The organism is Pseudomonas sp. B15(2017) (assembly GCF_002113215.1).
Classification (GTDB): Bacteria; Pseudomonadota; Gammaproteobacteria; order Pseudomonadales; family Pseudomonadaceae; genus Aquipseudomonas.
Window position 1 is genome coordinate 168,189 of record NZ_NEJZ01000016.1, and the last position, 11,246, is coordinate 179,434.

Here is an 11,246-nt window from a genome sequence, read left to right on the forward strand (position 1 = left end):
CAAGGCTAGAGGAACGTCATGACTGCAATCCAGCCGTCACTCGGCAACGGGCGTTCGCCAAACGCGAACGCTCAGCCGGCTGCGCGCAATTGCTCGAACAGGATCCGGCTCACGGGCGACAACCCGGCCTCGTCACGCACCACCACGATAAGGTCGCGATCCGACCAGCCATCGGTCAGCGGCACCGCTTGCAACCCCAGCGCCCGACCAAATAATTCATACGCCCGCTGCGGCAGGATGCCGATGCCCATGTTGGCCTGCACCATCCGGCACACCGCGTCGAAACCCGGCACATGAATGCGTATGCGCAGCACCTTGCCGGCCTGCCGCGCGGCGGCGTGGGTGCGCATGTTGATCGAACTGGCGGCATGCAGGCCGACGTAATCGCTGTCGAGGGTTTCGCTGAACGCCATGGATTCACGCACCGCCAGCGGATGCTCGGGCAGCATCACCACCACCAGTTTGTCCCGGCGATAGCACACGCTGTGCAGGCCTTTGATATCACTGTCGCTGGAGCAGATACCCAGATCCGCCACGCCATCGAGCACACCCTGAATCACTCCGGCACTGGGCCGTTCTTCGAGGTCGGTCTTGACCTGCGGGTGTTGCGCGGCGAAGTCACGCAGGTCCTCGGGGAGAAATTCAATGATCGCCGACAGGTTCGCCAGCATTCGTACATAGCCGCGTACACCGTGGCTGTGCTCGCCCAGTTCCAGGCCCATTTTCTCGACGTTGAACAACATCCGCCGGGCGTGGTGCAACAGGGTTTCGCCGGCCGGGGTCAGGGTCATGCCTTTCGCCTGACGCACGAACAGGCTGATCCCCAGCGCTTCCTCCAGCTCCATCAAGCGCTTGCTCGCCGCCGACACGGCAATCGCCTCGCGGGACGCGGCACGGGTCAGCGTGCCTTCCTCGTGCACGGCGACGAACAATTGCAGGGTGATCAGGTCGAGGCGGCGGGTCAGGTTTTTCTGCAACATGAGGCACTCGTTAACAGGGTTCGCGGACCCCGGCAGGATAACCGCGTTGCTCTCGATGCAGGCAGTCAATTGCCCTACAACCAAGGGTTACATTCCCCTACAAAAAAAACTCAAACAACGCTCAAGGCTATCGGATACAGCCGATTCTGACCCCGCATCGCCCTCTGTAAAGTCTGGCAACACACACAAATTGAAACACCCCATGGATTGCCATGCTCAAGGAGAGCTGCTTTGAACAATCTGCCCGATACCACCGCCCACACTTTCCCCCACTATCGCAAAGTCATCGCGCTGGCCGACCACGACCGGGAGGCTGCCGAAGCCGGAAAAATCGCCGCCCTCAACGTCGAAGTCAAAGGCTGCAACCACTTGCTCGATCAGCACGGGCGCCAGTTCCATCATTTCTGCACCACGTCCTATCTGGGTCTCGATCACCACCCTGCCCTGCTCGAAGGTGCCATCGCGGCGTTACGGGAAACCGGCACACTGCGCGTAGCCAATTCGAAAAACCGCTGCAAACTGGCGCTGCTCGACCGATACGAAAGCGAGCTGTCGCAATTGTTTGGCGCCGTGTGTCTGAGCACTCTGTCCTGCAGCGCCGCCAGTGCCGGGATCCTGCCGTTATTGGCCAGCGGTGTGTTTACACACAACCGCCCGCCGGTGATGGTGTTCGATCGTATGGCTCACTATTCGATGAATCACCTGAAGGCCAGTTGCGCCGATGAAATCCAGGTATTGACCTGCCCACACAACGACATGGATTTTCTCGAGTCGGTGTGCCAGCGTCATTCAACCGTCGCCTTCGTTGGCGATGGTGCCTACAGCATGGGCGGCGTGGCCAATCTGGACGGCCTGCTGTACCTGAAAGAGCGTTACGGCCTGTTTCTTTATCTCGATGACTCCCACGCGTTGTCGGCGGTGGGTAGCAACGGTGCCGGTCTTGTACGGCCAAGAATGCCGACGCTGGATGAGGACTGCCTGATCGTCGCGTCACTGGCCAAATCGTTCGGGGCCAGCGGCGGCCTGGTGATGCTCGGCAATGAGCGGCAGAGGAAACTGATTCAGCGTTACGGCGGGCCGAGCAACGGGTCGCAAAGCCTCAATCGCGCGGCCATCGGTACGGGCCTTGCCTCGATCCAGCTGCATCGCAGTGCAGAGCTGCGTGCGTTGCAGATTCGGCTCCAGACCAATATTCGCCTGGTCGACAGTCTGGTGAGCACCGAACAGCACGGCAGCCCCATGGCCATCCGTTTGATCAACTGCGGCGAGGCTGCCCTGGCCACTCGAATTGCCATTGAACTGGCCGAACACGGCTTTTTCACCAGCGCGGTGTTTTTCCCGGCGGTGGCGCAAGGTAAAGCCGCGATCCGCGTGACCCTGCGCGCCGACATGGAATCGACCCTGATCCACCAGTTCTGTGATTTGATCACCGGACTGTTACTGACTCACAGCGGTCATCGCGACCCACGAGGTTCACACCCGATCGCCAGTCCGCTTAAAACGCACTGCGGAAAATCTCCTCGATCTGCCGTTGATCCGCAGCGCGCGGATTGGTGAAGCCGCAGGCGTCTTTCAGGGCGTTGGCGGCGAGTACCGGAATGTCGGTGCACTTGGCGCCCAGATCGCGCAGGCCGCCGGGTATCTCGACGTCTCTGGCCAGGCAACGGATCGCATCAATCGCGGCTTTTGCACCCTCCTCCGGACTGAAACCACGAATGTCGGCCCCCATGGCGTGGGCTACGTCGGTGAGGCGATCGGCACAGACCAGCGCGTTGAACGTCTGCACATGCGGCAACAACACCGCGTTGCACACGCCGTGAGGCAGATCGTAGAAACCGCCCAACTGGTGCGCCATCGCGTGCACATAGCCGAGCGAGGCATTGTTGAACGCCATGCCCGCGAGGAACTGCGCGTAGGCCATGTTTTCCCGCGCGGCCAGATCGCTGCCGTCACGCACGGCCAGGCGCAGGTTGTTGCTGATCAAAGTCATGGCCTTCAGTGCGCAGGCATCGGTGATCGGGTTGGCAGCGGTGGAGACGTAGGCTTCGATCGCATGGGTCAGCGCGTCCATGCCGGTGGCGGCGGTCAGGCCTTTCGGCATGGCGACCATCAGCGCCGGGTCGTTGACCGACAGCAGCGGCGTGACGTTGCGGTCGACGATGGCCATTTTCACGTGGCGGGTTTCGTCGGTGATGATGCAGAACCGGGTCATCTCGCTGGCGGTGCCGGCGGTGGTGTTGATGGCGATCAGCGGCAGTTGCGGCTTGGTCGACTGATCGACGCCTTCGTAGTCGCGGATCTGCCCGCCGTTGGTCGCGCACAACGCGATGCCCTTGGCGCAGTCGTGGGGCGAGCCGCCGCCCAGCGACACCACGAAATCGCAGCGGCTGTTCTTGAGCAGCGCCAGCCCCGCCTCGACGTTGGCGATGCTCGGGTTGGGTTTGGCGCCGTCGAAGATCACTGAATCGATGTCCTGCATCGCCAGTTTCTCGGCGATCATCGTCGCCACGCCGGCCTTGGCCAGCCCGGCGTCGGTGACGATCAGCGCCTTGCGAAAACCGTAATTGCGGATCGCAAGCATGGCTTCGTCGAGGCAGCCGCTGCCCATGATGTTGACTGCTGGAATGAAAAAGGTGCTGCTCATGGCGCGTCTCCTGACAGGGACCAAATCGACTTCTGCGATCCGGCGGGTGCACACAGGATCGACTGATCGGTCACGGCGGATGTTGATCTGGCTCAATGCCCGCTCGTGATAAAGTCGCCGTCCATCTGCCCCTTTGTTTTGAGACGTGCCCTGCAATGACTGATTTTCTGGATGTCGACGCCACCCTCGAAGACTGGAACGCGTTGCGCGCCACCACCGACTTCAGCGGTCTGCTGCTGGGCAATGGCGCCAGTCGCGCGGTGTGGGACGACTTCGGCTACGACTCGCTGTTCGAAAACGCCCGCACGGTGGAAGAAAAACCGTTGAGCCCGTCGGAACTGAGCGTGTTCGACGCGATGCAGACGCGCAGTTTCGAGCAGGTACTCGGCGCGCTGAAAACCACCAGTCGGGTCAACAAGGCGCTGGCCGTCAGCTCGGCCGCGCCGCGCAACCGCTACTACGCGATCAAGGAAGCGCTGATCAATACCGTGCACGCGGTACACATCCCGTGGCGGCTGATCGAAGCCTCGACCCTGGCGACGCTGAACAGTGAACTGGCAAGTTATCGCACGGTGTTCACCACCAATTACGACTTGCTCAATTATTGGGCCCTGCAACATCAGGGCGAGGCGATCGACGACCTGTTCAACGGCCCCGATGCGAGTTTCGATCTGTGCGCCAGCCACACTGAAAAACCGCGCCTGCTGTACCTGCACGGCGGCCTGCACCTGGTGCGCAACCAGGACGGCACCGCCCGCAAGCTGACCGCCACCGAGGGCACGCTGCTCGGCAATTTCGCGATCAACAACACGCTCAAGACGCTCGACGACGTGCCACTGTTCGTCAACGAAGGGCCGAGCGCCGACAAGCTCAAGACCATCCGCAGTTCCGATTACCTGTCGTTCTGCTACGACCAGTTACTCGGTCACGGCGGCAGCCTGTGCATCTTCGGCCATGCCCTCGGCGAACAGGACAGCCACCTTGTGCGCGCCCTGCGTCTGGCGAAACCGAAGACCGTGGCGATCTCGATCTACCCGCGCAGCGCGGCGTTCATCCAGCACCAGAAACGGCATTACGCGAAGGTGTTCGACGGAACCGGCGTGGAACTGCGGTTCTTTGATTCGAAGTCCCATGCCCTGGGCAACCCGAAGCTGTCAGTGCCGGTCGAGGACTGATCATTCCTCGCTGCTGTGCACCACCACCAGCAACTGCGCCTGCACCTCGCCCACCGAGCGGATGCGATGGGGTTTCTGTGCATTGAAGTGCAGCGCATCGCCCCGCTCCAGTACAACCCTTTCGTTCACGAAGTCGACTTCGACCTGGCCTTCGTGGACGAACAGAAACTCCTCGCCCAAGTGTTCCTTGAAGGTTTTGTCGGTGAATTCGCTCGGCGGGTAAATGATGAACGGCAGCAGGCTGCGCTCGCTGACCTGATGGGCCAGCACCGCATAACCTGGGCTGTGGTCGTTGGCCGCCAGCGACTGGCGTTCGTGGCTGCGCACCAGGCTGTAGCTGTCGAGGCTGACGTTGTCTTCGGAGAACAATTCCTCGACTTTCACGTTCAGCGCCTTGGCCAGTTTCAGCGCGGCGGCAATCGACGGCGTGTTCAAGCCGCGCTCGACCTTAGACAGGTAACTCTTGGTCATGCCGGATTTCTCGGCCAGCGCCTCAAGGGTTACGCCGAGTTTTTTTCTCAATAATTTCAAACGGATAGACATGCGAAGCGATTATTCCAGCAAAGGAAAGACGATTTGTCCTTGCTAATGACACAAAGTGTCATATAGCCTCTTAAGTGTCATCCATGGCAACCACCACAGGACACGGATATGGCGAAGACATTAGCACTACCCAAAGACGAACTGGTCAAGCAAGCGCTGACCCAGATGCAAAAAAGCCTGGCGGATAATACGTGGACAGACCGGCAAAAGCTGGCCCTGACCTGCCGGATCCTGTTCGAGAACGGCCACGATTCGGGCCTCGCCGGGCAGATCACCGCCCGTGGCCCGCAGCCAGGCACTTACTACACGCAGCAACTGGGCCTGGGTTTCGATGAAATCACCGCAAGCAATCTGCTGCTGGTCAACGAAGACCTGGAAGTGCTCGAAGGCCACGGCATGGCCAATCCGGCCAACCGCTTCCACAGCTGGGTGTACCGCGCCCGGCCGGACGTGAACTGCATCATCCACACTCACCCGACGCACATTGCCGCGCTGTCGATGCTGGAAGTGCCGCTGCAGATTTCCCACATGGACCTGTGCCCGCTGTACGACGATTGCGCGTTCCTTGAAGGCTGGCCGGGCGTGCCGGTGGGCAACGAAGAAGGCGAATTGATTGCCGGGGCGCTGGGTGACAAGCGGGCGATCCTGCTTTCCCATCACGGTCAGCTGTCCACCGGCACGACCATCGAGGAAGCCTGTGTCATCGCCCAATTGATCGAGCGCGCCGCCAAACTGCAACTGCTGGCGATGGCCGCCGGGACGATCAAGCCGATCATCCCCGAGCTGGGTCGCGAGGCGCATGACTGGGTCTCGAAACCCAAACGCCACGCCGCAGCCTTCAACTACTACGCCCGGCAGAACCTGCGTCAGCACGCCGATTGCCTGAACTGAACACCTCATCCTTGCGGAGCACTCCCATGTCCAACATTCACGGCATCATCGGCTACACCATCACCCCGTTCGGCGCCAACGGCGAAGGCGTCGACCTGCCGGCCCTCGGCCGCTCAATTGATCGTCTGATTGCTGGTGGCGTCCACGCCATCGCGCCACTGGGCAGCACCGGCGAAGGCGCCTACCTGAGCGATGCGGAGTGGGATCAGGTCGCCGAGTTCAGCATCACGCACGTGGCCAAACGCGTGCCGACCGTGGTCAGCGTGTCCGACCTGACCACCGCCAAAGCGGTGCGCCGCGCACGTTTCGCCGAAGCCCACGGCGCCGACGTGGTGATGGTGCTGCCGACCTCTTACTGGAAGCTCGGCGAAGCGGAAATCCTGGCCCACTACCGCGCCATCGGCGACAGCATCGGCGTGCCGATCATGCTCTACAACAACCCGGCCACCAGCGGCACCGACATGTCGGTGGAGCTGATCCTGCGCATCGTCAATGGCGTGGAAAACGTGACCATGGTCAAGGAGAGCACCGGCGACATCCAGCGCATGCACAAGCTGCAACTGCTCGGCGAAGGCCGGGTGCCGTTCTACAACGGCTGCAACCCGCTGGCGCTGGAAGCCTTCGTCGCCGGGGCCAGCGGCTGGTGCACGGCGGCACCGAACCTGATTGCGCAGCTCAACCTGGATTTGTACGAAGCCACGCTGGCGGGGGATCTGGGCAAGGCGCGTGAGTTGTTCTACCGCCAGTTGCCGCTGCTGGACTTCATCCTCAAGGGTGGCTTGCCAGCGACGATCAAGGCCGGTCTGCGCCTGACCGATCTGGAAGCCGGCGATCCGCGTTTGCCGGTGTTCCCGCTGAGCGAGGCCGGGTGTCATCAGTTGCAAGCCATTCTCAAAAGCCTGAGCTGATTTCGAGCCGCACACCCACCTGTGGGAGCCAGGCTCCCACAGGGTTTTGTGCTGGATTCAAAGCACCGGCAGGGTTTTGTCCTTGATCACCTTCGTCGGCCCGTTGGCCTTGACGCTGGCGATGCCTTTGGCGCACGCCGCGTCCGATGAATAGGATTCGCTGCTGCCGATGATCTGGTGATTGGCCGCCTTGAGGTTGAAGTAGGGATGGCCGTCCTTCGTCGCTTTTTTCTCGTAACGCTCGTCCAACGGGCTGTTGGCCTGCACCGAGGCAATGCCGCTTTCGGCGGCCGTGCGGCTGGTGTACAGCTCGCTGGTCAGAATGGTTTCGGCATTCGCCGCTTTCAGTACGAACTTGTACTGGCCGTTGCTGCTTTTGCTCAACTCATACCATCCGGACATGGTGTTTCTCCTTATCGATGGGTCACAGGGTGATTTTGGTTCCAAGCAGCCCGAGGAAACCCGCCAGCCATTTCGGATGCGCCGGCCAGGCGGGCGCGGTCGCCAGGTTGCCCTGGACGTGGCCGTCCGTGACCGGGATGTCGATGTAGGTGCCGCCGGCCAACCGCACTTCCGGGGCACAGGCCGGGTAGGCGCTGCACTCCCGCCCTTCGAGAATCCCCGCCGCCGCCAGCAGTTGCGCGCCGTGACAGACAGCGGCAATCGGTTTGCCGGCCTTGTCGAAGGCCCGCACCAGTTCCAGGACCTTTTCATTCAGCCGCAGGTATTCCGGCGCACGACCACCGGGCACCAGCAACGCGTCGTAGTCCTTGGCGTCGACCTTGGCGAAATCGAAATTCAGGGCGAACTGGTGACCGGGCTTCTCGCTGTAGGTCTGATCGCCTTCGAAGTCATGAATCGCGGTGCGCACGGTCTTGCCGGCGGCCTTGTCCGGGCACACCGCGTGGACGGTGTGACCGACCATTTGCAGGGCCTGGAACGGCACCATCACTTCGTAGTCTTCGACGTAATCGCCGACCAGCATCAGAATCTTTTTCGCGGCCATGGGCAGGACTCCTCTGGTGAATGCACAGGAATATTCACAGTAGTCCAAGGACCGCGATGGCGTTCGCAAACTGTATGGATAACTCTGCGCTCAGCTGTAACAGCCCGATTGCCGTGGATTGTGGCTAGATGAAAGCACCTCCCTGCCACCTTTGAATCGGTTTGCCCTCATGTCTTCGCGCGAAAACACCGGCATGGCCCTCGGCCTGCTCGGCGTGGTGATTTTCAGCCTTACCCTGCCCTTCACCCGCATCGTGGTGCAGGAACTGCACCCGCTGCTCAACGGCCTGGGCCGCGCGTTGTTTGCGGCGATTCCGGCAGCGGCGCTGTTGTTGTGGCGACGGGAGAAGTGGCCGACCTGGAAGCAGGTCAAAGGCCTGAGCCTGGTGATCGCCGGGGTGATTCTCGGTTTCCCGGTGCTGTCGGCATGGGCCATGCAGACCTTGCCGGCGTCCCACGGTGCGCTGGTCAACGGCTTGCAGCCGCTGTGCGTGGCGCTTTACGCGGCGTGGCTGTCCCATGAACGACCGTCGAAAGCCTTCTGGGCTTCCGCCGCGCTGGGCAGTGCGCTGGTGCTGGGTTATGCGTTGTACACCGGCGCCGGCAGCATTCAGGCCGGAGACTTATTGATGCTCGGTGCGATTGCGGTGGGCGGTCTGGGATACGCCGAGGGCGGGCGTCTGGCCCGGGAGATGGGCGGCTGGCAGGTGATCTGCTGGGCGCTGGTGCTGTCGACACCGTTGCTGATCGGCCCGGTGCTGTACCTGGCGTTGCAGCATCAGGGCGCGGTGTCGGCGAAAACCTGGTGGGCGTTCGGTTACGTCGCACTGTTTTCGCAGTTCCTGGGGTTCTTCGCCTGGTACGCCGGGCTGGCCATGGGTGGCATTGCCCGGGTCAGTCAGATCCAGTTGTTGCAGATTTTCTTCACTATCGCGTTTTCCGCGCTGTTCTTTGGCGAACACGTGGAGCCGATCACCTGGCTGTTCGCCTGCGGGGTGATCGCGACGGTGATGCTCGGGCGCAAGGCCGCGGTGCGCCCGGCTCAACCGGGCACGTTACCCGCCGGGGTTCAGCTCAAGCCTTGAGCTTCAGCAGGCCATCAGCGAGCAGCAGGGTTTCGAGGCAGTGCTCGCTGATCTGGTAGAACGCCTTCAACTCCTGAATCTTCACCAGCAGCTGAGTCGGGTCCACCGGCTCGGCGCGCTTGACCGCCAGAATCATCTTGTTCTTGTTGGTGTGGTCCAGGGAGATGAACTCGAACACCTTGGTCTCGTAACCGCAGGCTTCGAGGAACAGCGCACGCAAGCTGTCTGTGACCATTTCCGCCTGTTGGCCCAGATGTAAACCGTATTGCAGCATCGGCTTGAGCAACGCCGGGCTCTGGATCTGCAAGCGGATCTGTTTGTGGCAGCACGGCGAGCACATGATGATCGAGGCGCCGGAACGAATGCCGGTGTGGATCGCGTAGTCGGTGGCGATGTCGCAGGCATGCAGGGCGATCATCACGTCCAGTTCGCTCGGCGCCACGCTGCGCACATCGCCGCATTTGAACACCAGCCCCGGGTGTTCCAGCTTCGCGGCGGCGGTGTTGCACAGGTTGACCATTTCTTCACGCAGCTCGACGCCGGTGACTTCGCCCTCGGCCTTCAGGGTGTTGCGCAGGTAGTCGTGAATGGCGAACGTCAGGTAACCCTTGCCCGAACCGAAATCCGCCACCCGCACCGGTTTGTCCAGGGCCAGCGGCGACGAGGTCAGCGCATGGCTGAAGACTTCGATGAACTTGTTGATCTGCTTCCACTTGCGCGACATCGCCGGGATCAGCTCGTGCTGCGCATTGGTCACGCCCAGATCCTTGAGGAATGGCCGGTTCAGATCGAGGAAGCGGTTTTTCTCACGGTTATGCTCGGCGGACGGCACTTCGCGCAATTGCTGGGGTTTGCTCATGAACAGCGAGCTCTTGCCCTTTTTGCTGTATTCGAGCTGGGCTTCGTCAGTCAGCGTCAGTAAATGCGCATTCTTGAACGCCGTCGGCAGCAGCCCGGCAATCGTCGCCACCGCTTCGTCCAGCGGCAGGTTCTTGGTGATGTCGCGGGTCTTGTAGCGATAAACGAACGACAGGCACGGCTGCGCCTTGACCGTCACCGGTTTGATGATGATCCGCTGCAGATCCGCTTCTTCGCCGACGTACCTGGCCAGCACCAGTTTGATAAAGCCGTTCTGTTCGAGGCTGGTTTGCAGCAGCTCGATGAACCGGGCGTGATGATCGGGCGCCGGTTTGGCAGATGCGGAGGGAGCGGTAACGGACATGGGAAAAAGCGGCCTCGGACGGGCAAATCGGGAATGGCCGCTAGTTTAGGGGGGATGGCGCTCAAGGGCACGGCTAATTTCCCGAACGGTTTACCCCAGCACCACCAGCCGATTGGGCAATTCATTGCGAACCTGCGTCACCGGCACATGCACCTTGAGCAATTCCCCGCACGCCTCGATACAGGTAACAAACCCCTGCAACGTCTGCCCTTGCCGGACCTGTTCGGTAAACGCCGCGACAATCGAATCCCAGCTTTTGTTGTCCAGTTTTCTGGAAATCCCTTCATCCACCAGGATCTCCACATACCGCTCCGCCTCGCAGACAAAAATCAGCATGCCGGTGCTGCCCACCGTGTGGTGCAGGTTCTGTTCGAGAAACTGCCGCCGCGCCAGGTTCGACGCGCGCCAGTGCCGGACACGGCGTGGCACCAGATGTGTGGTGATTGTCGGCAAGCGAAACAACAGGCACAGCACGATGAAAATGCCCCACTGCACCAGCAACAGGCTGTGCATCGTCAGCCAGCCGGTCAGGTAATGCACGATCCCCGGCACAATCAGCGCCAGCAGGCTGGCCCAGAGCAGCGGGATGTACGCGTAGTCGTCGGCACGGGCCGCGAGCACCGTCACCAGTTCGGCGTCGGTGTCGCGCTCGACCCGGGCGATGGCCTCGGCGACCTTGCGTTGTTCGTGTTCAGTCAGTAATGCCATGTCGTGAAGTGCCTGCTCATTATTGTTATCACCAGCCGCCGGAGGACCCGCCCCCGCCGAAACTGCCACCGCCGCCGCTGAAGCC

Annotated in this window: 12 protein-coding genes; 5 read left to right on the plus strand and 7 right to left on the minus strand. The window is 61.5% G+C overall.

The features are described 5' to 3' along the window. Window positions 1-71: 71 nt before the first annotated feature. Window positions 72-980, minus strand: a complete 909-nt coding sequence (locus CAF73_RS22290) for a LysR family transcriptional regulator (RefSeq protein WP_085703841.1) — start codon at window positions 978-980, stop codon at window positions 72-74. A 240-nt stretch (window positions 981-1,220) separates the two neighbouring features. Here CAF73_RS22290 and CAF73_RS22295 point away from each other — a divergent pair, with 240 nt between their 5' ends. Next, entirely contained in the window at window positions 1,221-2,537 is a 1,317-nt protein-coding gene (locus CAF73_RS22295; protein WP_371918978.1) for an aminotransferase class I/II-fold pyridoxal phosphate-dependent enzyme, read from the plus strand. Here the strand turns inward: CAF73_RS22295 and yiaY are convergent. Continuing rightward, window positions 2,476-3,624: an L-threonine dehydrogenase gene (gene yiaY / locus CAF73_RS22300; RefSeq protein WP_085700552.1), complete on the minus strand. Its 1,149-nt coding sequence runs from the start codon at window positions 3,622-3,624 to the stop codon at window positions 2,476-2,478. The two genes, CAF73_RS22295 and yiaY, sit on opposite strands and share 62 nt — an antisense overlap. A 155-nt stretch (window positions 3,625-3,779) precedes the next feature. On the opposite strand from yiaY, the gene CAF73_RS22305 reads away from it, so the two are divergent. Beyond that, window positions 3,780-4,799: a DUF4917 family protein gene (locus CAF73_RS22305; protein WP_085700551.1), complete on the plus strand. Its 1,020-nt coding sequence runs from the start codon at window positions 3,780-3,782 to the stop codon at window positions 4,797-4,799. Here CAF73_RS22305 and CAF73_RS22310 read toward each other — a convergent pair whose 3' ends face one another. Continuing rightward, window positions 4,800-5,342 carry a helix-turn-helix domain-containing protein gene (locus tag CAF73_RS22310; RefSeq protein WP_085700550.1) on the minus strand — a complete coding sequence of 181 codons (543 nt, stop codon included), beginning with the start codon at window positions 5,340-5,342 and terminating at the stop codon, window positions 4,800-4,802. A 108-nt stretch (window positions 5,343-5,450) separates the two neighbouring features. Here CAF73_RS22310 and CAF73_RS22315 point away from each other — a divergent pair, with 108 nt between their 5' ends. Together CAF73_RS22315 and CAF73_RS22320 are read left to right on the plus strand one after the other, a co-directional pair. Continuing rightward, window positions 5,451-6,233, plus strand: coding sequence for an aldolase (locus tag CAF73_RS22315; RefSeq protein WP_007957912.1), 783 nt, complete (start codon window positions 5,451-5,453; stop codon window positions 6,231-6,233). Between the two features lie 26 nt (window positions 6,234-6,259). Then, entirely contained in the window at window positions 6,260-7,141 is an 882-nt protein-coding gene (locus CAF73_RS22320; protein ID WP_085703843.1) for a dihydrodipicolinate synthase family protein, read from the plus strand. 57 nt (window positions 7,142-7,198) lie between these two features. Here the strand turns inward: CAF73_RS22320 and CAF73_RS22325 are convergent, their stop codons facing one another. Both CAF73_RS22325 and CAF73_RS22330 read right to left on the minus strand, forming a co-directional pair. Beyond that, the gene (locus tag CAF73_RS22325) at window positions 7,199-7,543 is read right to left on the minus strand and encodes a YegP family protein (RefSeq protein ID WP_085703844.1); all 345 of its coding nucleotides are present in this window, start codon (window positions 7,541-7,543) and stop codon (window positions 7,199-7,201) included. Between the two features lie 22 nt (window positions 7,544-7,565). Then, the gene (locus CAF73_RS22330) at window positions 7,566-8,147 is read right to left on the minus strand and encodes a DJ-1/PfpI family protein (protein ID WP_007957909.1); all 582 of its coding nucleotides are present in this window, start codon (window positions 8,145-8,147) and stop codon (window positions 7,566-7,568) included. Window positions 8,148-8,316: 169 nt separating this feature from the next. On the opposite strand from CAF73_RS22330, the gene CAF73_RS22335 reads away from it, so the two are divergent. Next, entirely contained in the window at window positions 8,317-9,231 is a 915-nt protein-coding gene (locus CAF73_RS22335) for a DMT family transporter (protein ID WP_085703845.1), read from the plus strand. On the opposite strand, the gene CAF73_RS22340 is transcribed toward CAF73_RS22335, so the two are convergent. Further along, window positions 9,221-10,453: an SAM-dependent methyltransferase gene (locus CAF73_RS22340; protein ID WP_085703846.1), complete on the minus strand. Its 1,233-nt coding sequence runs from the start codon at window positions 10,451-10,453 to the stop codon at window positions 9,221-9,223. The genes CAF73_RS22335 and CAF73_RS22340 overlap by 11 nt on opposite strands. Before the next feature lie 90 nt (window positions 10,454-10,543). After that, window positions 10,544-11,161 carry a TPM domain-containing protein gene (locus CAF73_RS22345; protein WP_085700545.1) on the minus strand — a complete coding sequence of 206 codons (618 nt, stop codon included), beginning with the start codon at window positions 11,159-11,161 and terminating at the stop codon, window positions 10,544-10,546. Window positions 11,162-11,246 lie beyond the last annotated feature (85 nt).

Bases quoted from the DNA above. Each gene is read 5' to 3' on its own strand.
- CAF73_RS22290 (WP_085703841.1), bottom strand. From the start codon at position 980: ATGTTGCAGAAAAACCTGACCCGCCGCCTCGACCTGATCACCCTGCAA.
- yiaY (WP_085700552.1), bottom strand. From the start codon at position 3,624: ATGAGCAGCACCTTTTTCATTCCAGCAGTCAACATCATGGGCAGCGGC.
- CAF73_RS22305 (WP_085700551.1), top strand. From the start codon at position 3,780: ATGACTGATTTTCTGGATGTCGACGCCACCCTCGAAGACTGGAACGCG.
- CAF73_RS22310 (WP_085700550.1), bottom strand. From the start codon at position 5,342: ATGTCTATCCGTTTGAAATTATTGAGAAAAAAACTCGGCGTAACCCTT.
- CAF73_RS22315 (WP_007957912.1), top strand. From the start codon at position 5,451: ATGGCGAAGACATTAGCACTACCCAAAGACGAACTGGTCAAGCAAGCG.
- CAF73_RS22320 (WP_085703843.1), top strand. From the start codon at position 6,260: ATGTCCAACATTCACGGCATCATCGGCTACACCATCACCCCGTTCGGC.
- CAF73_RS22325 (WP_085703844.1), bottom strand. From the start codon at position 7,543: ATGTCCGGATGGTATGAGTTGAGCAAAAGCAGCAACGGCCAGTACAAG.
- CAF73_RS22330 (WP_007957909.1), bottom strand. From the start codon at position 8,147: ATGGCCGCGAAAAAGATTCTGATGCTGGTCGGCGATTACGTCGAAGAC.
- CAF73_RS22335 (WP_085703845.1), top strand. From the start codon at position 8,317: ATGTCTTCGCGCGAAAACACCGGCATGGCCCTCGGCCTGCTCGGCGTG.
- CAF73_RS22340 (WP_085703846.1), bottom strand. From the start codon at position 10,453: ATGTCCGTTACCGCTCCCTCCGCATCTGCCAAACCGGCGCCCGATCAT.
- CAF73_RS22345 (WP_085700545.1), bottom strand. From the start codon at position 11,161: ATGGCATTACTGACTGAACACGAACAACGCAAGGTCGCCGAGGCCATC.